General features: G+C 70.5%; 15 protein-coding genes. 4 read left to right on the plus strand and 11 right to left on the minus strand.

Going from position 1 to position 22124, the window contains the following annotated elements; genetic code table 11:
• Positions 1-6: 6 nt before the first annotated feature.
• From putA to MSPGM_RS01485, 3 genes are all read right to left on the minus strand, one after another.
• Positions 7-3114, minus strand: coding sequence for a bifunctional proline dehydrogenase/L-glutamate gamma-semialdehyde dehydrogenase PutA (gene putA, locus MSPGM_RS01475; protein ID WP_261926391.1), 3108 nt, complete (start codon positions 3112-3114; stop codon positions 7-9).
• Between the two features lie 87 nt (positions 3115-3201).
• Positions 3202-6729 (minus strand): AsmA family protein, encoded by a 3528-nt coding sequence (locus MSPGM_RS01480; RefSeq protein WP_261926132.1) that lies wholly within the window; start codon positions 6727-6729, stop codon positions 3202-3204.
• 160 nt (positions 6730-6889) lie between these two features.
• Entirely contained in the window at positions 6890-7141 is a 252-nt protein-coding gene (locus MSPGM_RS01485) for a hypothetical protein (protein ID WP_003603766.1), read from the minus strand.
• Between the two features lie 115 nt (positions 7142-7256).
• Here MSPGM_RS01485 and MSPGM_RS01490 point away from each other — a divergent pair, with 115 nt between their 5' ends.
• Both MSPGM_RS01490 and MSPGM_RS01495 read left to right on the plus strand, forming a co-directional pair.
• Positions 7257-9644: an ATP-dependent helicase gene (locus MSPGM_RS01490; RefSeq protein ID WP_003603767.1), complete on the plus strand. Its 2388-nt coding sequence runs from the start codon at positions 7257-7259 to the stop codon at positions 9642-9644.
• A 396-nt stretch (positions 9645-10040) separates the two neighbouring features.
• Positions 10041-10757 (plus strand): PhoH family protein, encoded by a 717-nt coding sequence (locus tag MSPGM_RS01495; protein WP_003603768.1) that lies wholly within the window; start codon positions 10041-10043, stop codon positions 10755-10757.
• 70 nt (positions 10758-10827) lie between these two features.
• Here the strand turns inward: MSPGM_RS01495 and aqpZ are convergent, their stop codons facing one another.
• Positions 10828-11568 carry an aquaporin Z gene (aqpZ, locus tag MSPGM_RS01500; RefSeq protein ID WP_003603769.1) on the minus strand — a complete coding sequence of 247 codons (741 nt, stop codon included), beginning with the start codon at positions 11566-11568 and terminating at the stop codon, positions 10828-10830.
• 371 nt (positions 11569-11939) lie between these two features.
• Positions 11940-12833, minus strand: coding sequence for a 3'-5' exonuclease (locus MSPGM_RS01505; RefSeq protein ID WP_003603771.1), 894 nt, complete (start codon positions 12831-12833; stop codon positions 11940-11942).
• 150 nt (positions 12834-12983) lie between these two features.
• Here MSPGM_RS01505 and MSPGM_RS01510 point away from each other — a divergent pair, with 150 nt between their 5' ends.
• Entirely contained in the window at positions 12984-14198 is a 1215-nt protein-coding gene (locus tag MSPGM_RS01510; RefSeq protein ID WP_003603772.1) for an oxalate decarboxylase family bicupin, read from the plus strand.
• 5 nt (positions 14199-14203) lie between these two features.
• Here the strand turns inward: MSPGM_RS01510 and MSPGM_RS01515 are convergent, their stop codons facing one another.
• Both MSPGM_RS01515 and MSPGM_RS01520 read right to left on the minus strand, forming a co-directional pair.
• Complete coding sequence (locus MSPGM_RS01515; protein ID WP_261926133.1) at positions 14204-17161, minus strand: bifunctional [glutamine synthetase] adenylyltransferase/[glutamine synthetase]-adenylyl-L-tyrosine phosphorylase; 2958 nt, start codon at positions 17159-17161, stop codon at positions 14204-14206.
• Between the two features lie 106 nt (positions 17162-17267).
• Positions 17268-17945, minus strand: a complete 678-nt coding sequence (locus MSPGM_RS01520; RefSeq protein WP_209688018.1) for a DUF2161 domain-containing phosphodiesterase — start codon at positions 17943-17945, stop codon at positions 17268-17270.
• Positions 17946-18379: 434 nt separating this feature from the next.
• Between MSPGM_RS01520 and MSPGM_RS01525 the strand changes: the two genes are divergently transcribed.
• On the plus strand, positions 18380-18595 hold the full coding sequence (locus tag MSPGM_RS01525) for a hypothetical protein (protein WP_003600770.1): 216 nt from the start codon (positions 18380-18382) through the stop codon (positions 18593-18595).
• A gap of 7 nt (positions 18596-18602) precedes the next feature.
• Here the strand turns inward: MSPGM_RS01525 and MSPGM_RS01530 are convergent, their stop codons facing one another.
• The 4 genes from MSPGM_RS01530 to MSPGM_RS01545 form a co-directional block, all read right to left on the minus strand.
• Positions 18603-20033 carry an ATP-binding protein gene (locus MSPGM_RS01530; protein ID WP_003600769.1) on the minus strand — a complete coding sequence of 477 codons (1431 nt, stop codon included), beginning with the start codon at positions 20031-20033 and terminating at the stop codon, positions 18603-18605.
• Positions 20030-20728: a response regulator transcription factor gene (locus MSPGM_RS01535; protein WP_003600768.1), complete on the minus strand. Its 699-nt coding sequence runs from the start codon at positions 20726-20728 to the stop codon at positions 20030-20032. Before MSPGM_RS01535 ends, MSPGM_RS01530 begins: the two co-directional genes overlap by 4 nt.
• 26 nt (positions 20729-20754) lie before the next feature.
• On the minus strand, positions 20755-21264 hold the full coding sequence (locus tag MSPGM_RS01540) for an OsmC family protein (RefSeq protein ID WP_003600767.1): 510 nt from the start codon (positions 21262-21264) through the stop codon (positions 20755-20757).
• Positions 21265-21339: 75 nt separating this feature from the next.
• Positions 21340-22119: an ABC transporter ATP-binding protein gene (locus MSPGM_RS01545; RefSeq protein WP_003600766.1), complete on the minus strand. Its 780-nt coding sequence runs from the start codon at positions 22117-22119 to the stop codon at positions 21340-21342.
• Positions 22120-22124: the final 5 nt, after the last annotated feature.

Genomic DNA, 22124 nt, shown 5'->3' on the forward strand with positions numbered 1-22124 from the left:
ACCGCCTCAACCCTCCAGGGTGATGAGGCCGACGCTGCCGCCCGCCGCGGCGGTGTTGACGGTGAGCGTCCGCTCCGTGGCGAAGCGGGCGAGATAATGGGGACCGCCGGCCTTCGGGCCGGTGCCCGACAGGCCGGAGCCGCCGAAGGGCTGGCTGCCGACGACGGCACCGATCATGTTGCGGTTCACGTAGACGTTGCCGTGCGGCAGGGCCTCGGCGATGCGCTCGGCGGTCTCCTCGATCCGCGAATGGATGCCGAGGGTGAGCCCGTAGCCACCGGCCCGGATCGCCGCGATGACCGAGCCGAGGCCGTCCGCCGGGTATCGGGCGACATGGAGGATAGGCCCGAACACCTCCTCCCGCAGGTCGGCGACGCCGCCGATTTCAAAGATATGAGGCGCCACGGTGAGGCCGCCCGGCGCCGCACCGGCATAGTGCAGCCGCGCCGAAGTGGTCATGGCCGCGATATGTGCGTCGAGCCGTTGCTTGGCGCCCGCGTCGATCACCGGACCGAGATCGGTGGCCAGATCGCGGGGGTCGCCGACCGCCAGCTCCCGCGCCGCGCCGGCCACGGCCGCGATCATCCGGTCGGCGACATCCTCCTGCACGAGGAGCAGGCGCAGGGCCGAGCAGCGCTGGCCGGCGGAGCGGAAAGCCGAGACCACCACGTCGTCGGCCACCTGTTCGGGGAGCGCCGTGGCATCGACGATCATCGCGTTGATGCCGCCGGTCTCGGCGATCAGCGGCAGGATCGCGCCGTCGCGGGCGGCGAGCGCCCGGTTGATCCGCTGCGCCGTCGCGGTGGAGCCGGTGAAGACGACGCCGGACAGGGCCGGATGCTCGATCAGCGCGGCGCCGGTCTCCGGGCCGCCGGGGACGAGGTGAAGGGCGCTGCCGGGAATGCCGGCCGCATGGAGCAGGCGCACGGCGAAATCCGCCACCAGCGGCGTCTGCGGCGCGGGCTTGGCGACGACGGCGTTGCCGGCCATCAGTGCCGCGGCGACCTGCCCCGTGAAGATCGCGAGCGGGAAATTCCAGGGCGAGACGGCGACGAACACACCCCGGCCGACGAGGCGCAGGCTGTTGGCCTCACCCGCCGGACCGGGCAGGTCCTGCGGTTCGCCGAACAGATCCCGGCCCTGCGCCGCGTAGTAGCGCAGGAAGTCGATCGCCTCGCGCCACTCGGCCACAGCGTCGTCGAGGGTCTTGCCGGCCTCGGCTTGCAGCAGGTGCAGCAGCCGGCCCTGCTCCCGCACGAAGGCGTCGGCCGCCCGTTCCAGGCAGGCGGCACGCTCGCGGGCGGGCGTCGCGGCCCAGGAGGGGAAGCCGCGCACGGCCGCTTCCATGGCGAGCGCGGCGGTGGCGGGGTCCGCCTCGATGACACTGCCGAGGGCCGCGCCGTCGATGGGGCTGACCACGGGGCGGGCGCGGCCTGTTTGGACGGCGCCGTCCAAGATCGGCGCGGCGTCGGCGGGGCCGGCGGCCCGCGCGACGGCATCGGTCCACCGTCGCAGCGCCGCGCCGTCGCCGAAGGCGAGCCCCGGAGAATTGCGGCGCTCAGGCCCGAACAGGTCACGGGGCAGCGGGATCTTGGGGTGCCGGGCCTGCGAAGGCGCCTCCACCAGGGCCTGAGGCCGGGCGAGCAGTTCGGCCGCCGGCACCGAGGGATCGGCGGCGCGGGAGACGAACGAGGAGTTCGCCCCGTTCTCCAGCAGCCGGCGGACGAGATAGGCGAGCAGCTCGCGGTGGCCGCCGACGGGCGCGTAGACCCGCTGGCCGACGCCCGGCGCCCGTTCGGCAAGCCGCTGGTAGAGCGCCTCGCCCATGCCGTGCAGGCGCTGGAACTCGAAGCCGGCCTCCTCGTCCGCGGGACGATCGAGCAGCCCAGCCAGACCGAGCACGCTCGCCACGGTCTGCGCGTTGTGGGTGGCGAATTGCGGGTAGAGGCGCGGGCGCAGCGCCAGCAGCCGCCGGGCGGCAGCCAGATAGTTCAGGTCCGTCATCGCCTTGCGGGTGAAGACGGGGTAGTCGGCCGCCCCTTGCGTTTGGGCGAGCTTCACCTCCGTGTCCCAGTAGGCGCCCTTGACGAGGCGCACCATCAGCCGCCGGTCGTGCCGCTCGGCGAGTTCTGCGACGTAATCGATCACGGGAAGGCAGCGCTTCGAATAGGCCTGGATCGCGAGGCCGAATCCGTCCCAGCCGGCCAAACTCGGATCGGCCAGCACGGCCTCGAACACGTCGAGGGAGAGTTCGAGCCGCTCCGCCTCCTCGGCGTCGAGGGTGAAGTTGAGGTCGTGCGCGCGGGCGTCGCGGGCGAGGTCGCGCACCACCGGCACCAGCTCGGCCATCACCCGCGCCCCTTGCGTCGGGGTGTAGCGCGGATGCAGCGCCGACAGCTTGACCGAGATCCCCGGCCGGGCCGGAAGCGGCGCGTTGCCGGCTTCCCGCCCGATCCGGGCGATGGCGCGGGCATAGGCTTGTCGGTAGCTCTCGGCGTCGTCCGCCGTGCGGGCGCCCTCGCCGAGCATGTCGAAGGAGAAGCGGGAACGGCGGGCAGTGCCCGAGCCGGCCCGCTTGAGGGCCGCGCCGATCTCCTCGGCCAACACGAATTGCCCGCCCATCACCCGCATCGCCCGGTGGGCCGCCGCGCGTACCGCCGGGCGGCCGAGGCGGCGGACCATGCTGCCCAGCGTCGCCTCGGGCGTGTCCTGCGGGCCGACGAGCCGGGCGCCGAGGCCGAGCGCCCAGGACGCGGCATGGGCAAGGCCGCTCTCCGAACGCACCGCGTGATGGACGAAATCGCCCTCGCGCAGCTTGTCGGCGATCAGCCGGTCGGCGGTGGCCGCATCGGGCACCCGCAGCAGTGCCTCGGCGAGGCTCATGAGGGCGAGACCCTCGCGGGTCGTCAGCGCATATTCCCGCAGCAGCGCCTCGACGGCGCCGTGGCCGGCATCCGCGCGGATCGCGCCGATCAGGTCGGATGCGAGCCGATCGACCGCCGCCTCCGTGGCCGCCGGCAGGGGCGCCTCACGCAGCAATGCCTCCGCCAAAGCGGCATCATCCGGGGCGTAGGCGGCCTGAAAGCGCGGAGCAGACATCGGGCCATCGGTCATGTGAAAGAGTAGCACTCTCTCTGTCGTCCGACAGGCCGATTCCGTCACTCACGAAATCGGTGATCCGTGATCGCCCCGCGCCCGCTGTTACGGCCGCGCGCTCGGCGGGCTGATGTCGAGCGGCTGCGTCGCCGGGGCGGGCGCTGGCTCGGCTTCGATCCGGGCGCGGCGGGTGGCCTCCTCCGCCTCGCGCTGGCGGGCTTGGCGCGCCGCCTCCTCGGCGGCCTGCTGCGCCTTGATCCGGGCCTGCCTGGCCGCCTCCTCGGCGGCAAGGCGGGCGCGGTCCATCTCGATACGCGCGCGGCGGCGCTGGCGCTCGCTTTGGTCGGCGTCGAACAGCTCGATCTTCTCGAGTTCGCGCTGGAGCACGAGGGCGGCAAGGCCAGTGGTCAGAGGCGCCGCGTCGAGCCGCCGCTCGGGCGCGATCAGCGGACCGCCGAACCCGAGTTGGATCGACGGCGCCGCCCCGGTCCAACCCTTCGGCCCGGCCGCCGCCGTCAGGGCGCCGCGGGCGTCGAGCACGCGGTTGCGCAGATTGACCTGAAGCGTGCCGTTCCAGCGCGCCGGGCCGAGATCGATGCCGAACGGGCCCGTGCGCAGGGTGCCGGCGGAGAGGGTGAAGGCGGCCGAAACCGGTCCCTTGGCCCGGAGCGGACCAGCGGATAGCTCTTCCGACACGAGCGCCTGGAGCCGACCCTCGCGCAAGGGGTCGTCTTCGGCCAGCGCCTTGCCGAGCGCCCGGTCCAGGGCACCCGCATCGGCGCCGGGGAGCACGAGGTCGGTGAGCCGGATCTCACCATTGCCCGAGAGGTCGTTCGCGAGGGCGGAGAGGCTCACGCCCGTGGCGCCGAACCGCAGGGCGGCCGAGAGCCGACCCGTGACCGGCCCCGCCCCGATCAAGCCGGTGAGATCGGCGCCCTCGACGCTGCCCTCGCCTGACACTGCAGCAGCACTCGCCGGCCGGGCCAGGGTGATGCTGCCACCGAGCCGCCCTCCGGCGAGACCGGCCGAGAGGTCGCGCAGGCTCAGCGCGTCGCCCTCACGCGCCAGCGTCAGACTCGCATTGTCGGCAACGAGTCCCCGGCCGAGATCGAGCTGGCCGATCGTGAGGCCGAGGCTGACCTGCGGCTGCGCCGGCAGCGGGGCGAAGCGCCCGCTGGTGTCGGTGGGCAACACCGTCGCCGCAAACAGTGCCGGCAGGGACAGGCGGGCGAGCGTCGCGGTACCGGCGAGCGCGCCGTCCGGGGCGCGGTCGAGGGCGGCGGTGAGGTCGGTCCCCGCCACCTGCCCCGTGACATCGGCGTGCAGCGCGGCATTCCGGCGCGACAGGGCCAGGGTGAGCGACGCGGGCAACGGCCCGGCCGCCGGGGCGGCACCGCCGGCGAGGATCAGGAAAGGAGCAAGGTCGGGGGCCGCCAGCCGCAGCGTGCCACCGGCCGGAGGGCGGTCGAGGGCGTCGAGCAGGATCGGGTGCGGCGTCGAGACCGCGAGGCCGGCCAGATCGCCCTCGATGCCAAGCGCGAGCGGCGGCGTGCTCTGCTGGCCGGCCTCGGCGGCGGGTCGGGCGCCGGTCAGCCGCAGGCGACCCGGCTGACGCAGGGCGGCGATGTCGTCGCGGCCGAACCAGCGGCCGGTCTTCTGGGTCGTCAGCGTGGCGTCGAGGCGGTCGATCCGGCCGGAGCGGGTCAGGAGGGCGAGGTCGAGATCGCCTTCGCCCGCTTTTCCTTTCGCGGATGCGCGCAAGGCGTCCGCCTCGCCCGATTCACGTTCCAGGGTCAGATCGAGCGCCAGCCCGCTCTGGCGGACACTCTGCGGCACGAAACGGGCCTCGGGCAGGAAGCCGCGTTCGAGCAGGGCCAGCAGCGGCGCCGTCTTGCCGGCCGTCACCCGGCCCTCGATCCGGCCCGACCCATCAGGCGCGATCCGTCCGGCGAGCTGGGCGCTCGCGCCCGCGAGGTTGGCGATGTCGAGCGTATCGACGACGAGGCTGGCGCCATCCGATTGCAGGCTCACCGCGATGGTGCCGTTGCCGGAATGGGCGCCGGCGGGTCCGTAGCGCACGTCGCGCGCCTTCAGCGTCAGGCCGAGATCGTGCCGGTGAAGGCCCGACATCAGCTCACCGAGCGGGGGCAACTCGGCGATGTCGATGCCGGTCGCCGAGAGCTGCGCGTCGAGCCGCCCGCGCCCGTTCGCGTCGGCTCGCTGGTAGCGGGCATTGCCGGTGACGCGGGCTTCGCCCAGGGCGAGGCGCAGATTGCGCAGGGAGAAGTCGGTGCCGGCCGCCGAGAGGTCCGTGCCGATCTCGAAAGCGCGCCCGTCGAGAATGGCCGTGACGCTCTCCTCGGCGCCGATCCGGCCGAGATAGCGCCCCAGTGCCTCCGAATTGCGCGTGGCGACGTCAATATGCCCGGTGAAGCGCGGCGAGCCCGACAGCTCGGCCTCGCCGGTCGCCGCGACGGTCGCGGCCCCCGGCGCCCTGCCCTCGAAGCGGCGCAGCACGAGACCGCCGGTGCGATCGAAGGTTCCGCGAAACCCGACATCGGCCCAGTCGTCGAGGCCGAGCGCGACGCTCTCGGCGGAGAGATCGAGATCGAGCAGCAGCGGCGGCGTCAGGGCGCCCGATGTCAGCCCCTGCGCCAGCAGCCCGCGGGCACCGCCGGAGAGCAGCAGCCCGTCGAGGTCGAGGCGGCGGGTCCGCAGCGTCAGGCCGAGCCGGGCCTCGCGCAGGTCGAGGCGGCCATTGCCCGACAAGCGGGCGGCCTTGCCGCCGGGGTCGAGTTCGAGCTCGACGGTCTTGGCCTGCACCAGGGGACCGCGCGACGCGAACTTCGCCGCCAAAGTGAGCGGCAGGACGGCGCCCGCCGGCTGCACCGGCGGCCCGACGGTGAGCCGCGCGGTGCCCTCCGCCTCTGGCACGAGGCCGCGGCGCACCCGATCCGCATCCGATGCGTCCTCGGGCTTGAGGGTGATGCGGGCATCGAGTTCCAGGCGGGGCATGGTGTCGCCGCCGCCGGTCAGCTTCAGCGAGAGGCTGCCGTCGCTGCCGGCCACGCTAGTGGCGAGGTGGAACGGGCTTCCCTTAGCCGTCCCCTCCGCAAGCCAGGGCCCGGCGAGCGCGGGTGCCCTGAGGCGAAGGTTCTCGGCCGCGAACTGCTCCTGCGGCGCCTCGCCCGTCCGCAGAATGGCGACCGTGAGGCGCCGGATGCGCAGGTCGTCGATGACGATGTCGCGGCGCAGCGTCTGCGGTTCGCGCGGCAGCAGCAGCGCCTCATCGGAGACCGGCAGGGTAAGCCCGGCGCGCTCGACCGAAGTCTGGACGAAGCGGACCTCGCCCTTGAGCAGGGGGGCCAGCGCGATCTCCGCATCGACCGCCTGCGCGTCGAGGGCCGGCCCGTCCTCGGCGCCGAGCCGGAGGCGCGCGAGGCGAAGGTGCGGCGAGGGCAGCAGGCGCAGGTCGATGGCGCCCTCGCTGCGGGCACCGGCTCCGAGGGAGTCGCTCAACGTGCGGTCGATCAGCGCGCGATGAGCCGACCAGTCGATGAACGGCGGCACCGCAAGGGCCGCCACGAGAACCAGCACGACGGCGCCCGCGAGCGCGGTCAGGGAATCACGCACCGTTATCGCTTCCGCCTGGCCTGCGGACCGCAGGACTTCGTTCGCGTGTCACACGCGTTCGAAGGGCCGATGCCTTTTGAACGGCGCGAAACCCGCGTTCCTGCGGCCATAGCACAGGCCGCGGTCGGCCCGCACCTCAAGCTCAAGCTTTCGCCGAGTGTCAGCGGCGGATGCCGAAGGATGGCCCGGCCGGCGGCGGAACGTTGAGCGGCGCACGCTGGATCTGGTTGCGGATGGCGCTGTTCTCCAAAGTCTGGCGCTGTTCGAAGTTGCGGTTCTGGTTCTGGTACTCGAACGACTGGTTCTGCCGGCTCGTGGCGCCGCGATTGCCGGGGCTCTGGGCCCAAGCGGGCGTCAGTGCCGGAGTCAGGGTGGTGAGCAGGGTAAGGAGGGCGAGAGACGGGGCGCGCATGGCCTCGCATCCTTCATCGGTGTCGGGTTCAGGTTTCCCGAGTGACGCGTGAGGGGGGCCGCCGGTTCCGGATCGGGTCTCGACGGCGTTCGCCTTTTGGTCCAGGGATGCGCGCATGATGCAAGAGCCCAACGACGCGCACGGCGCGTTCCGGCCGCGCCCGTCCGACGACGAAGCGCCGTCGGCCCCGACCTCCATCGCCGCCCGCGCCATGGCCGCCCTGCGACCCGAGGGCGCGTCCTACCTCTCCGGCCTCAACCCGGAGCAGCGTCGCGCCGTGGAGGCGACGGAGGGCCCCGTGCTCGTGCTGGCGGGCGCGGGCACCGGCAAGACGCGGGTTCTGACGACGCGCATCGCCCACCTCATCGCAACCGGCAAGGCGCGGCCCTACGACATCCTCTCGGTGACCTTCACCAACAAGGCCGCCCGCGAGATGAAGCACCGCATCGGCGGGCTGATCGGGCCGGCGGGCGAGGGCATGCCCTGGCTCGGCACCTTCCACGCCATCGGCACCAAGATCCTGCGCCGCCATGCCGAACTCGTCGGGCTGAAATCCGACTTCACGATTCTCGGCACCGACGACCAGCTCCGCCTGATGAAGCAGGTCATCAGCGACCAGAACATCGATGAGAAGCGCTGGCCGGCGCGCTCGCTGGCGCACACCATCGACGGCTGGAAGAACCGGGGCTTGAGCCCCGAACAGGTGCCGCCGGGCGAGGCGCAGTCCTTCGCCTTCGGCAAGGGCGGGCAGCTCTACGCGGCGTATCAGGCCCGGCTCGCGACGCTCAACGCGGTCGATTTCGGCGACCTCCTGCTGCTGTGCCTCAAGCTGTGGCGCGAGAATCCGGACATCCTGGCCAACTACCAGGACCGCTTCCGCTACATCCTCGTGGACGAGTACCAGGACACCAACGTCGCCCAGTATCTCTGGTTGAGGCTTCTCGCCCAGGCGCGGAAAAACGTCGCCTGCGTCGGCGATGACGACCAGTCGATCTACGGCTGGCGCGGCGCCGAGGTCGACAACATCCTGCGCTTCGAGCACGATTTCCCCGGCGCCACCGTGGTGCGGCTGGAGCGCAATTACCGCTCGACCGGCCACATCCTCGCCGCGGCCTCCGGGCTCATCGCCAAAAACGAGGGACGCCTCGGCAAGACCCTGCGGACCGAGGACGAGGCGGGCGAGCCCGTCACGGTCACGGGCTCATGGGATTCCGAGGAGGAGGCGCGTCAGGTCGCCGAATCGATCGAGTCGCTCCAGCGCAGGGGGCACGCGCTCTCGGAGATCGCGGTGCTGGTGCGGATTTCGGCGCAGATGCGCGAGATCGAGGACCGGTTCGTTCAGGTCGGCCTGCCCTATCGCGTCATCGGCGGCCCGCGCTTCTACGAGCGGGCCGAGATCCGCGACGCGCTAGCCTATCTGCGCGTCACCATGAACGGCGCCGACGACCTCGCCTTCGAGCGCATCTTCAACACGCCCAAGCGCGGCCTCGGCGACGCGACCCTGCAGACGCTGCACGCCTTCGCCCGCGCCGACCGGATCCCGCTGCTCGCCGCGGCGCGCAAGCTGATCGAGACCGACGAGCTGAAGCCACGCGCCCGCTCGATGCTGCGCGGCCTCGTCGAGAGCTTTACGCGCTGGGTGCGACTGGTGGAGACCAAGCCGCATCCGGAGGTGGCGCAGACCATCCTGGAGGAATCCGGCTACACCGAGATGTGGCAGAAGGACCGTTCGGCCGACGCCGCCGGGCGGCTCGAAAACCTCAAGGAATTCGTCCGTTCAATGGAGGAATTCCCCGACATGGCCGCCTTCCTCGAACACGTCTCCCTGGTGATGGAAGCCTCGGAGGCGGAAGGGGCCGACCGTGTCTCGCTGATGACGCTGCACGCCGCCAAGGGGCTCGAGTTCGACACCGTGTTCCTGCCGGGCTGGGAGGACGGCCTTTTCCCGAACCAACGCGCCATCGACGAGAGCGGGCGGGCCGGCCTGGAGGAGGAACGGCGTCTCGCCCATGTCGGGCTCACCCGCGCCCGCAAGCGCGCCAAGCTGTCCTTCGCCGTCAACCGGCGCATCCACGGGCTATGGTCCTCGACCATCCCCTCGCGTTTCATCGACGAGTTGCCGCCGCAGGCCGTGGACGTGGTCGAGGCGCCCGCGCATTTCTCGGCCGGCGCCTCACGCTTCGACCGCAACCCGACGCCGTTCGGCTCGTCCTACGGCACGCCGGGCTGGCAGCGGGCCCAGGCCAACACCTCGGGCGGGTTCGGAGGGGGACTGAACGGGGGACAGGGCCGGGGTGGCCGCGCGAGCGGCCCGCGGGAAATCGAGGGCGAGCTGGTCGCCAAATCCACGGGCGCGCCCTCCACCTTCGAGAACGGCCAACGGGTCTTCCACACCAAGTTCGGCCCTGGCACCGTGGCCGGCATCGACGGCAACAAGCTCACCGTTGACTTCGACAAGGCCGGCCGGAAAATGGTGCTCGACAGCTTCCTCCAACCCGGTTGAAGCGTCCCGCCGGCGGTGATCCGCCGGCTGCGCCGCCGCCCGAGGAGGGCGACGCCCGCGATGACCCAGGCAGGGATCGTCCCGATCCGCAGGCAGCGCCGAGAGGCGCATCGGTCAACGCTTCTTGGGTCATCGCTTCTTCGCAAAGCCGTCACGCCGCCGTCGCCCCCGCCTGCAACCCTTGCGGCGTGGGCGAAGCGTTGCCTGAAAGCCGCTCTCCACAGCCTTCATGTTGCGCCGTGGAACCGACTCGTAGGGTTTGGCTTTGCTCTTGCGTACAGTTGAACGAAGATCGGCAATGTCTTCGCCGAATCGAAGGAGAGTCGCGGAAGTCGAGACGGGTTGAAAAAGCGAGTTTGCGAGAGTCACGCACGAGTCAAGGTGGAGTATCGATCCATGAAGAGACGACGCGCACGGCTTGAACTGGTTGAGGACCGACCGATCCGGATGCATCGCACCCGCTTCGACGAGGAACGTAACCCCGCACCGATCCAACCACTGACTGATCGACAAGGTCAGTACCTCGACGCCCTCGCGTCATCTTCGCAAGTCATCGTCTTAGGTCCGGCCGGCACCGGAAAGACTTTCATCGCCGGCACCCGCGCCGCCGATCTTCTCCGCCAGCGCCGGATTTCGAAGGTCGTCATCACCCGCCCCAACGTGCCGTCCGGCCGTTCGCTCGGGTTCTTCCCCGGCACGCTCGAAGAGAAGATCGCGCCCTGGGTCGCGCCGCTGACCGAAACCATGAAAGAGCGCATGGGTGCGGCCGCCTTCGACATCGCGGTGAAGGCCGGCGACATCGAAGTGGTGCCGTTCGAAGTGATGCGCGGGCGCACCTTCAAGAACTGTCTCGTGATCCTCGACGAGGCGCAGAACACCACCACCGCCGAGATCAAGATGTTCCTGACCCGCATCGGCGACGATTGCCAGGTCATCATCAACGGCGACGTGTCCCAGACCGACCTGCGCGAGACCTCGGGGCTTCGCACCGTCATCCACCTCGTGAAGAGCCGGATGATGACGATCCCGATCGTGGAGTTCACCCTCGACGACATCGTCCGCTCCGGCATCTGCGCGGAATGGGTGAGGGCGTTCGAGGAAGAGAAGCTCTAGTAAACGCAGAAGCGTGACGGTGCAGGATGACGGGGCAAGGGATTGCCTCGTCATCATTGGCGAGCCGCCGTCAGATTTCGGCGCCCCTCTCGAGCACCGTTGTTTCGACCATGTCGGCGGGTTCGTAGAGCCATCGGCCGACGACGCCGGCCGCGATCGCTCCAGCGATCGGCGCGAGCCAGAACAGCCAGAGCTGCGCGATGTATTCCGGCCCTGCAAACAGGGCCGGCCCGGTGCTGCGCGCCGGGTTGACCGATGTGTTGGTCACGGGAATCGAGATCAGGTGGATGAGCACGAGGGCAAACCCGATGGGAATGCCGGCAAAGCCCGCCGCCGCGCCCTTCGACGTCGTGCCGACGATGATGAACAGGAAGATGAACGTCGTCAGGACTTCGGTGATCAGGCAAGCGGCAAGACCGTACTTGCCGGGGCTGAGTTCGCCATAGCCGTTCGCGGCGAACCCGTTCGGCACCCAGCCGGCTTTTCCCGAGGCTATGGTGTAGAGGGCGAAGGCCGCCACCGTTGCACCGATGACCTGGGCGATGACGTAGGGCAGGACGTGCCGGCTCGCGCAGCGTCCGGCCGACCACAATCCGAGCGTGACCGCCGGATTGAAGTGGCCGCCCGAGATATGGCCGACGGCGTAGGCCATCGTCAGCACGGTGAAGCCGAAGGCGAAGGCGACGCCGAGGAAGCCGATCCCGAGTTCGGGAAAGGCCGCGGAGAGGACGGCCGCACCGCAGCCGCCGAAGGTCAACCAGAACGTACCGAAGAATTCGGCGGTCGTCCGACGCATCGTATCGTGATCCATGGCGACACCTCTTGGTGAGAGGGTCGCGCGGCGCGCACTCATCGATCGTGTCGAAGGTTCAATCGGCGCACCGCGAGACCGAGGTCGTCTGCGTTGGCACCCGCCGGGACGCATCGGGCGAGGATTTCACGCGCCGATTGCGCCGACAATGATCGGCGTCATAGGTCGAGCGGCATGAAAAAGTCGTACCACCTCCGTGGCTGCCGTGTTCTCACGGGCGATTCTGCGCTCTCAGAGCTCCGATAAGGAGGAGGGTCGCCCGCTTCGGGAGCGGCTTCCCCGCCAACGTCCACGGTGTACCGCCTCCGCTCGGGAGGGGAGGCACGAACGGCAGCATGATGCCGCTCAACGAGCCACGCAAAGCCATCATTTCAGGCAGCGGCGACGCCCTTGATCCGCAGCGGTCCGACGCTCTTGCCGTCGAGCAATTGGCGCAGCCGCTCGACATCGTCGAAATTGTTCGATGTCAGCTCGGTGATATCGCCCTCGACCAGCGCATCGACATGGCGGCAGCGGCGGCGGTGGGTGCCCGCCGGGCAGGAGCAGCGCAGATACGGCCCATCCGTCCGCTCCTCGAATTCGAGCGAGTAGCGGTTACCGGTGCTGCCGCGCATGGCGAAGCGCAGGGCATTCGTGGGACGGAGATCGACGATGCCCGAGGCGCGCAGCGCTTTCGCCGAAGTCGAGCGGGTCATGTCCCGGCGCGGCGTGGTGAGGGCACGGATCGGGGTAAGTCCGAGGCCGCGAGCGAGGTCGGCGATGTCGGCCGCACCCGTCTCGCGCAGAGCCGCGAGCGCGATCTCGGCGCAGGCAAAGGCATCCTCGCCGGCATCGTGGTGCTCGAAGCGGATGCCGAGGCGGCTCGCCACCTTGGCGAGGCCGTGGCCCGCGGGATCGGGAAAGACGCGCCGGGCGATCTGAAGGGTGCAATGGCCGGCCATGTCCGGCACCGGCTCGCCCCAGGCAGCGAGCGAGGCGGCGAGCACGCCCATGTCGAAGCCGGCATTGTGCGCGAGCATCAATCCGCCCGACAGGTCGGGCAGGAACTCGGCGATGACCTCGGGAAAGGTCGGCGCGTCGCGCACATCCGCCGGCAGGATGCCGTGGACGCGGATATTGCCGGGCGAGAACCGCAACTGCGGCGGGCGGATCAGCCGGGATTCGCGCCGCACCACGCGGCCCCCTTCGATCCAGGCAAGCCCGACCGCGCAGGCGCTGTCGCGCCGCTCGTTGGCGGTCTCGAAATCGATCGCGACGACCTTCATGGGGTTGAGATTAGGGGGTGGCGGGCCGATCCCGCAAGGCAGGGAAAGCCGCGCAGGATCGAGAGCTGCGCCGGATGTCGTGATCGCCGCCGATGATACGAAGGCGGCCTGAACTCGTTACCGGGCGACAATGGGATTACCGAGGTCGTCATGAACGTGTTCTCACGCCGGGGCCTGATCGCTGCCGCGGGCGGCGTGGCTTTGAGCGCCGGCCCCGCGCGATCGGCCGAGGGGCCATCGCCGCTCCGGGGCAGCAAGGGGGCCGACATCCTCGGGCCGCGTAACGCGCCGAGAGAGGCAGAAGACCCCTTCACCATGGCGCCGCCGAAAACCGACCACGGCACCATGCCGAACTTGAAATGGTCGTTCGCCGACAGCCACATGCGCCTGGAGGAAGGGGGCTGGGCGCGGCAGACGACAACGCGGGAACTGCCGATCTCGACGGCCATGGCCGGCGTGAACATGCGCCTGAAGGCCAACGTCGTCCGCGAGATGCATTGGCACAAGGAGGCTGAGTGGGCCTACATGATCAAGGGCCGCGCCCGGATCACCGCGATCGACGGCGACGGGCGCACCTTCGCCGACGATGTCGGTGAGGGCGATCTCTGGTACTTCCCTTCCGGCATTCCGCACTCGATCCAGGGGCTTGAAGGACCGGAGGACGGCTGCGAGTTCCTGCTGGTCTTCGATGACGGCGGCTTCTCGGAAGATTCGACCTTCCTGATCACCGATTGGCTCGCACATACCCCGCGTGACGTGCTCGCGAAGAACTTCGGGTTGCCGGAAAGCGCGTTCGACGCGATCCCCGAAAAGGAACTCTACATCTTTCCCGGCCCGAAGCCGGGGGCGCTGGCCGACGATCAGCTCGGCGGGACGGGACCCGTCCCGAAGCGCTTCAGCCACAGGATGCTGGCGCAGGAGCCGATCCGCACGAAGGGCGGCAGCGTGCGGATCACCGATTCCTCAATCTTTCCGGCCTCCGCCACCATCGCCGCAGCTCTGGTCGAGCTGGAGCCCGGCGCGATGCGTGAACTGCATTGGCATCCCAATGGCGACGAGTGGCAATACTACCTCTCGGGGCGGGGGCGGATGACCGTGTTCGGCTCGGAATCGAAGGCGCGCAGCTTCGATTATCAGGCCGGCGATGTCGGCTACGTGCCCTTCGCCATGGGGCATTACATCGAGAATACCGGCGACACCCCGCTCACTTTCCTCGAGATGTTCCGCAGCCCGCGCTACGCCGACATCTCCCTCCGCCAGTGGATGGCGCTCACCCCGCACGCGCTGGTGCAGGCGCATACCAAGCTCGATCGTGCCGCGATCGATGCCCTGCCGCAGACCAAATCACCGGTCGTACCGGGCTGAGCCCGTCAGTTCGGCTGCCCGAGCCGGCGGTCGAAAATCGTCCGCACCGTCCGCCGTTCCTCGTCGAGCCGAGCACTGAGCGCCTTGGCATCGGGCAGGTTGGCGGCGCGGGCGAGGCGGGCGAGCGCCACGTCGGAGGCCTGGGTCGGGTCGCCCTCGACCATCAGGCGCTGCCACTGGTGCACGTCGTCGAGGAGCCGGTAGGCGTCGGCGAGGGGCTCCGCCTCGTCCGCCGCGATGATCCCGCCTCCGGCCGCGCGGGAAAACACCTCGGGCGCATCGAGGCCGATCAGATCGGGATGGGTGTGGGCATGGCCGAGGACCAGGGCCTGCGCCAGAAAATCGAGGTCGAGCAGGCCGCCGGGGCTGAGCTTGAGGTCGAGGGGGCCGTGATCGCCCTTCTCGTTCTCGACCGTGGCACGCATGCTGCGCACGGAGTGGTTCACCGCGTCGGCGTCACGCGGCTGCATCAGCGCGTCACGGATCGTCGCTTTCGCCTCCTCGGCGAGGCTCTCGTCACCGGCAATGACACGGGCGCGGGTCAGCGCCATGTGCTCCCAGAGTTCCGCCTCCTCGCGCTGGTAGGCGCGGAAGCTGCGGAACTGCGCCGCTACCGCACCCTGGCCCCCGCCGGGACGCAGGCGCAAATCCACCTCGTAGAGCAGGCCGCGGCGAGTCGGGGCGGTGAGCGCTGCGACAAGGCGCTGGGTCAGCCGATTGTAGGCCACCGCCGCGTCGAGGGGTTTGGGCCCGGTGCTGGTGCGGTTCTCCGGGTCGAAATCGTAGAGCACCACGAGGTCGAGGTCCGACTCCGCGGTGAGTTGGTGCGAGCCGAGGCGGCCATAGCCGAGCACGACGATGCGGCCGTTCGGAATCGGGCCGTGCTCGGCGAAAAAGGTTTTCGACACGGCGTCCAGCGCCGTCGCCACCGCGGCGTCGGCGATCGCCGAAAAGGCGCGGCCGGCCGCCTGCGGCGTCAGGATGCCGGAGAGGAGCCGCGCCCCGGTGAGGAAACGGAGCTGCCGGGCCGCGTCGCGGCTGCGGTCGAGAAACACCTCATGGCTGTCGGGCCGGCCGAGCAGGGCGCGGTAATGCGCGGCGATGGCTCCGGCATCGACCGATGGGTCGCCGAAATCGGGGTCGATCACCGCGTCGAGCACGTGCGGCGAGAAGGCGACGGTGCCCGCCAAGCGCGGGGCGCTGCCGAGGAGATCGGCAAAGAGCAGCCGCAGGCGCTCGTGCTCGCGCAGGATGGTCAGCAGCTCCACCGCCGCCGGCATCCGGCCGAAGGCGCGGTCGAGATTGGCCAGCGCCGCGTCCGGATCGGGCGTGCCCGAGAGCGCCTTGAGCAGGGCCGGAACCAGTTCGGTCAGAACCTCGCGGGCGCGGGGGCTGCGCACCGCCGCACGCCGCCCGAAATGCCAGCCGCGCACGGTGTCGGTGACGCGTTCCGGATCGCGAAAGCCGAGGCTGCGCAGGGTGGCCAGCGTCGCCGGATCGTCGGCGGCACCGCTGAAGACGAGGTCGCCCACCTCGGATGAGAGATCGGGCCCGGCCTCGAACAGCAAGGCGTAATGCGCCTGCACCCGTCGGGCATGGGCGAGCAGGGCCGCCTCAAAACCGGCGAGGTCGGCAAAGCCCGCGAACCGAGCGAAATTCTCGAGTTCGGTCCGGTCGGTCGGCAGGCGTTGGGTCTGCTCGTCGCGCACCATCTGCAGGCGGTGCTCGACCGTGCGCAGGAAGGCGTAAGCCGCGCCGAGTTCATCGCGCGCCTCCGGGGAGATCCAGCCATCCTCGTGCAGCTTGGCCAGCATCGGCACGGTGGAGCGCCCGCGCAGCATTGGGCGCCGGCCGCCGAAGACGAGTTGCTGGGTCTGGACGAAGAACTCGATCTCGCGGATGCCGCCGCGTCCGAGCTTGATGTCGTGGCCGGCCACCGCCAGCGCCTCGTGCCCGCGCACGGCGTGGATCTGCCGCTTCATCGCGTGCACGTCGGCGATCGCCGCGAAATCGAAATACTTGCGCCAGACGAAGGGGGTGAGGTCGTCCAGGAACCGCTCGCCCGCCGGGATGTCGCCGGCAATGGCGCGGGCCTTGATGAAGGCTGCCCGCTCCCAGTTCTGGCCCGTTGTCTCGTAATAGACGTAGGCCGAGGCGAGGCTCATCGCGGTCGGCGTCGAACCGGGATCCGGCCGCAGGCGGTAATCGACCCGGTGGACGTAGCCGTCGCGGGTGCGCTCCTGCAGCAGCTTCGAGACGCCCTGCGCCAACTTGGTGAAGAACGGCGTCGGCTCCAGCCCCGGCTTCAGCGGCGCGGCCTCCGGATCGAAGAACACGATCACGTCGATATCGCTCGAATAATTCAGCTCGCGTCCGCCGAGCTTGCCTAAGCCCAGCACGACGAGACCCGAGCCGGCCTGCGGCTCGCTCGCATCCTTCGGCAGGAAGCGGCCGGCGGCGGCCGCTTGCAGCAGCATCGCATCGACGGCCGCCGACACCGAGGCGTCGGCGAAATCGGAGAGCGCGGCGGTCACCCGCTCCAGCGGCCAGAGACCGCCGATATCGGCGAGCGCGACGAGGAGCGCGTGCTCGGCCCGGTTCCGGCGCAGGGTCTTGCCGACCGCATCGAGGTCGGGCGCGGCGCCCTCCCCCGCCCGGCCGGCGGCGCGCTGCGCGGCAATGATGCGGGCGTCGGCCGCTTCCGGCGCCTCTTCGAACAGGCGGACGAGACGGGCGGCATCGCGCGAGGCGAGCGACCACAGGAAGGTCGAGTGGTCGGCGAGCGCCGCGAGGAGATCGCGGGCCGGTCCCTCGCGCAGGGCGGCGGGAAGCGCGTCGGCGATCTCGTCGAGGCGCGCCTGCGCCGCCTCGGGGTTCGAGAGCGGCGGGGCCTGCCCCAGCCGCGCGATCAGGGGCGCCGTGCCGTCGTCGCGGGCAATCTGCCCGTCGTGTCGCCTGCCCATGCCGTCCCTTCTTCGATTCGAAGCGTCCGCATCGCCGTCGCGCCGCGGCCCTGCCCATCAAACGCGCAAATCGAGTTCTGCCAAGGGCATTTCGGGAGGGCGCGCGTCAGGGCGGCGTCGCAGGCCATCGCCCGATCGCCTCGTGCCCGGCCGGCGTCAGCGCGTAGACGCCGTGGCCGGTGCGCTCGAACCAGCCGTAGACGTTGCGGCGGAGGATGGCAGCCGCCGTCGGGACGGCGCTCGTCAGGTCGCGCGGGCGCAGCGGCCCGGGCGCCAGGGCGCGGGCGCAGAGGAGGGCCTGCTGGCGATAGGCGGTCATCACCGGCGCGCGCGAACCGCCGCCGGCCACGGGGTCGCCCTGTCGGCGGCGATGCTCGTTCAGAAGGCGCGAGCGCCGCTTGGGGTCGCGCCGGGGCATCGGCGCTCCAGGGCCGAGAAGGACATGGACGCCGTCGTCGGCACCGACGCCGAGAAGGCCGAAGCCGAGGCGCCGGCATAGGTTGCGGAAGCGCGCATCGGCCTCCCGCCCCTTGCCGCGCACCGACAGGCGCGCCGCCAGCCACACCTCGTCGCAGGCGCCGGCGCGGTCCACGGCCTGCAGCACGAGTTCCAGGTTGAAGCTCTGCTTCAGCTCGCACACCACCAGCACCGGCGGCTCGCCCTCGCGCACCCCCAAGAGGTCGCAGCCTCCGATCTCGCCTTTGACGGCAAAGCCGAGGGTTTCGAGGAAGCCCTTCACCGGCGCGTAGAGTGCCGTTTCCGGCGGGCGGGCGGACGCGCTCATGGCGGCGGCGACCGGCAAGCGCGGGAGGCCGTGCGGATGGGACGGAGCGGATGGATCATCGGGCGACACGCGCGAGGCAGATACCACCCGAAGCGCGCGACCTCCACCGCGCGACGCGTCTTCCCGCTCCCCGTCAGGCCGGATCGCGCGGCGCCGAGCCCGGCCAGCGCCGCCTCGATGGTCAGGGCGAACCGGTCGAAGCGATGGCCCTGGAAGCCGCTCTAACGATCGCGCGAACGAAGACAGTGTGTCGGACCCGTCCCTCGGCCCCGGCGCGCCGCCTCGAGGGAATTTTTCCGCGGCCCGGCCGTCCTGTCCTGAAGGGCTCGGGAGCAGGAACACGCTTTCTTCGGTTGATCCCAGCTGGGCCGGAGCGGCATCCTCTCGCGGTACTTCCGGCGGACGACACGGCGACTGAGGACGAAAGCGAATCGATGAGCAGCACCAATTTCGTTCCCTTCGTCGAAGCCGCCGTCTTCACGCTTGGCTGCGCCCTGATCGCGAGCCGCCGGTTCGAACCGCAGCGGGTCGGTGCGGTGCTGGGGCTCGCCACCGTCACGCTCTCGGTCCTGCTGGTGGTCCTCGCGCTCCCCGGTAGCCCGCTGGCGACGCTCGCCGACCCCGACGGCGTGCGCAATTTCCTGAACTGAATTCGCTTCAGGCCGCGCCGGCCGGCAGGCTCAGGGTGACGGAGAGCCCGGGAGCATTGTCGGCAAGGTCGAGGCGTCCGCCATGCAGCCGGGCGACGGCGGCGACGAGGCTGAGGCCCAGGCCGAAGCCGGGGCGGGTGCGGGCGGCATCGAGGCGCACGAAGCGGTCGAGCACCCGCTCGCGCTCGGCTTCCGGAATGCCGGGGCCGCGATCCGCCACCCGGAGTTGAACGACGCCGTCGGCGCGCACGGCGCTGACCGTGATCTCCTGCGGGCCGGACGCAGGGGAGCGGGCACCGTACTTAATGGCGTTGTCGAGGAGGTTGGCGATCGCCTGCCCGACCAACTCGCGATTGCCGTCGAGCATCAGATCCGGCTCGATCTCAACGGTCAGGCTTAGGCCCCTGTCCTCGGCCAGCGGCTCGTAGAGTTCGGCCACCTCCCGCGCCACCGCCCCGGCATCGAAGCGGCTCACGCTCTCGGGCGCGTTGCCGGCCTCCAGGCGGGCGATGGTGAGAAGCGCGTTGAACACCCGGATCAGCCCGTCGCTGTCCTCGATCACGCCCTCCATCGCCGTGCGCAGGGCCTCCGGCGTCTCGGCCGTGCGCAGGGCCTCGTCGGCGCGGTTGCGCAATCGGGTCAGCGGCGTCTTGAGGTCGTGGGCGATGTTGTCGGAGACTTCCCGCATGCCGCGCATCAGCTCGCCGATGCGCTCCAGCATCAGGTTGAGGTTCTGGGCAAGGCGGTCCAGCTCGTCCCCGGTGCCGCCGACCCGCAGGCGACCGTCGAGATCACCCGCCATGATGGTGCGGGTGGTCTCGGTCATGTCGTCGACGCGCTTCAGCACGCGGCTCGCCACGAACCAGCCGCCGAGCACGCCGAGCAGCACGACGAGAGCGAGCGAGGAGCCGAAGGTGTTGCCGATCGCCGCGCGCAGGTGGTCGCGCTCCTCGGTGTCGCGGCCGACGACGAGGCGGAAGCCTCCGGCGAGGTTGAAGACCCGCATGATCGCGCGATGCTCGCTCGGGCCCGCATCGGAGCCGCGCCCGTAATAGCTCTCGTACTGGCCGGACCGGGCGAGGATGTCGGCCGGCAGCCGGCTCACGTTGCCGACGATGTGCTCGCCCGCGGGCGTGGTCACGAGGTAGAGCGAGGCGCCGGGCTCCTTGGCGCGCCGTTCCACCACGGCGATGAGACGGCGCAGCCCGCCCGCCGTGTATTGCTCGGACAGCCCGTTGATCTCGGCATCGATGGTCGAGAGGATCTGGTCGTCGAGCACCCGCCGCGCATTCCAGGCGACGTAGCCGAGGCCGAGCGAGGCCAGCACCGCGAACAGCACGAGATAGGCGAGCGACAGCTTGAACGCCGTCGTGCGGAAGATTTTTCCGAGGCGCGCGAGGAGGCCATCCGGCGGCGGCGATGCGGTGGTTGGGCTCACGAGGCTTGCGGCTCGTCCGCCCGGATGACGTAGCCCGCGCCGCGCACCGTATGGATCATCGGATGCTCGAAGCCGCGGTCGATCTTCGCGCGCAGGCGCGAGACGTGGACGTCGATGACGTTGGTCTGCGGATCGAAATGGTAGTCCCAGACATGCTCCAGCAGCATCGTCCGGGTCACGACCTGCCCGGCATGGCGCATGAGGTATTCGAGCAGCCGGAACTCGCGGGGTTGGAGCACGATCTCGCGGCCCGCCCGCGTCACCCGGTGCGAGAGCCGGTCGAGTTCGAGGTCGCCGACCCGGTAGGCGGTGGCCTCGCTCTGGCCGGTCGCGGCCGTGCGGCGGCGGGCCAGCACCTCGGTGCGGGCGAGAAGCTCGGAGAAGGCGTAGGGCTTCGGGAGATAGTCGTCGCCCCCGGCCCGCAGACCCTTCACCCGGTCGTCCACCTGGCCCAGTGCCGAGAGGATGAGGACCGGCGTGGCGATCGCCTGCTCGCGCAGGGAGCGCACGAGCGAGAGCCCGTCGAGCTTCGGCAACATGCGATCGACGATCAGCACGTCGTAATCGCCCTCACGGGCGAGTGCATAGCCGTCGAGGCCGTCGCCCGCATGGTCCACCGCGTGCCCGGCTTCCCGGAACGCTTTGACCAGATAGGCGGCGGCCTCGCGGTCGTCCTCGATGATGAGCAGGCGCATGACGCCTGTCCGATACGCTTCGCCGCTCAGGAGCGCGAGGCGTTCACCGACAATTCCGGCTTGTGGTTGAGGGTCTGGAACACGACGCAGTAGCGCTCGGTCAGCTTCAGAAGCTGGTCGAGCTTCTCCTGGGGAGCGTCGGTGTCGAGGTCGAACTTCAGGCGGATCGAGCGGAAGCCCACCGGCGCCTCCTTGTCGACGCCGAGCGTGCCGCGGAAGTCGAGGTCGCCCTCGGCGCTGACCGTGCCGGCCTTGAGCGGGATTTCGAGCGCGGTCGCCACCGCCTTGACCGTCACGCCCGCACAGGCGACGAGCGCTTCGAGCAGCATGTCGCCGGAGCAGAGTTCGGCGCCCGAACCGCCGGTGGCGGGGTGCAGGCCGGCCACGGCCAGCGCGCGGCCGGTTTCGACCTTGCAGGCGATGCTGGTGTCGTCCAGCGAGCCCTTCGCCTTGAGCGTGATGACGGCGGAATCCGGCGTCTCACGGTACTTGTTCTTGAGCGGGGCCTGGAGAGCGCGCAGGGCGTCGGCGTCCATGGATTTCCTCCTGTTCTCTTGGTGGCGCGTTTTTTGGTGTCGAGGATTTAGCGGCTTTCGCGGGTCCGCGACACCTCAGAACGAGCTGCCGCCGGCGAGTTCCGGTGCACGGGAGGCGTCGCGCGGGCGCAGCGAATGATCGAGGGCGGCCAGGATGTTGCGGGTCGCCGCCTCGCTCGTCGGCGCGGCCGGGTCGCGCGGCCGGCGCATCGGAAGGGCCACCGTGTCGTCGAGGCGGCCGGGGCGCGGGCGCATGACGATGGCGCGGTCGGCGAGCGCCACCGCCTCGGCGACGTCGTGGGTGACGATCAGCACCGTCGGCCGCATCTCCTCCCACAGGGCGAGGAGATGGCGGTGGAGATCTTTGCGGGTGAAGGCATCGAGCGCCGAGAACGGCTCGTCGAGAAGCAGCACCCGCGGGTTGGCCACGAACGCCCGTGCGATCGAGACGCGCTGCTGCTGCCCACCGGACAGTTCGCGGGGCCAGCGCCCGGCCTGTTCGGCGAGTCCGACCCGCTCCAGCGCATGGGCGACGCGCTCCCGCCGCTCGCGCCTCGGCAGGTGATCGATGCCGAAGCCGACATTCTCGGCGACTGTCAGCCAGGGCAGCAGGCGCGATTCCTGGAACACGAGGCCGACGCCCGGATGGGGCCCGGTGATCGGTTCACCGTCGAGGGCGATGTCGCCCGCGCTCGGCCGGTCGAGCCCGGCGATGAGGCGCAGCAGCGTGGTCTTCCCGCAGCCCGAGCCGCCGATCAGAGCGACGATCTCGGCGTTCGGGACGTCGAGGTTGATGCCCTCCAGCGCGCGGGTGCCGTCGGCATAGGTCTTGGACAGGCTCTGGATGCTCAGCATGGCGG

Source organism: Methylorubrum sp. GM97 (genome assembly GCF_024347855.1).
Classification (GTDB): domain Bacteria; phylum Pseudomonadota; class Alphaproteobacteria; order Rhizobiales; family Beijerinckiaceae; genus Methylobacterium; species Methylobacterium extorquens.

Bases quoted from the DNA above. Each gene is read 5' to 3' on its own strand.
- putA (WP_261926391.1), bottom strand. From the start codon at position 3,114: ATGACCGATGGCCCGATGTCTGCTCCGCGCTTTCAGGCCGCCTACGCC.
- MSPGM_RS01485 (WP_003603766.1), bottom strand. From the start codon at position 7,141: ATGCGCGCCCCGTCTCTCGCCCTCCTTACCCTGCTCACCACCCTGACT.
- MSPGM_RS01490 (WP_003603767.1), top strand. From the start codon at position 7,257: ATGATGCAAGAGCCCAACGACGCGCACGGCGCGTTCCGGCCGCGCCCG.
- MSPGM_RS01495 (WP_003603768.1), top strand. From the start codon at position 10,041: ATGAAGAGACGACGCGCACGGCTTGAACTGGTTGAGGACCGACCGATC.
- aqpZ (WP_003603769.1), bottom strand. From the start codon at position 11,568: ATGGATCACGATACGATGCGTCGGACGACCGCCGAATTCTTCGGTACG.
- MSPGM_RS01505 (WP_003603771.1), bottom strand. From the start codon at position 12,833: ATGAAGGTCGTCGCGATCGATTTCGAGACCGCCAACGAGCGGCGCGAC.
- MSPGM_RS01510 (WP_003603772.1), top strand. From the start codon at position 12,984: ATGAACGTGTTCTCACGCCGGGGCCTGATCGCTGCCGCGGGCGGCGTG.
- MSPGM_RS01515 (WP_261926133.1), bottom strand. From the start codon at position 17,161: ATGGGCAGGCGACACGACGGGCAGATTGCCCGCGACGACGGCACGGCG.
- MSPGM_RS01520 (WP_209688018.1), bottom strand. From the start codon at position 17,945: ATGAGCGCGTCCGCCCGCCCGCCGGAAACGGCACTCTACGCGCCGGTG.
- MSPGM_RS01525 (WP_003600770.1), top strand. From the start codon at position 18,380: ATGAGCAGCACCAATTTCGTTCCCTTCGTCGAAGCCGCCGTCTTCACG.
- MSPGM_RS01535 (WP_003600768.1), bottom strand. From the start codon at position 20,728: ATGCGCCTGCTCATCATCGAGGACGACCGCGAGGCCGCCGCCTATCTG.
- MSPGM_RS01540 (WP_003600767.1), bottom strand. From the start codon at position 21,264: ATGGACGCCGACGCCCTGCGCGCTCTCCAGGCCCCGCTCAAGAACAAG.
- MSPGM_RS01545 (WP_003600766.1), bottom strand. From the start codon at position 22,119: ATGCTGAGCATCCAGAGCCTGTCCAAGACCTATGCCGACGGCACCCGC.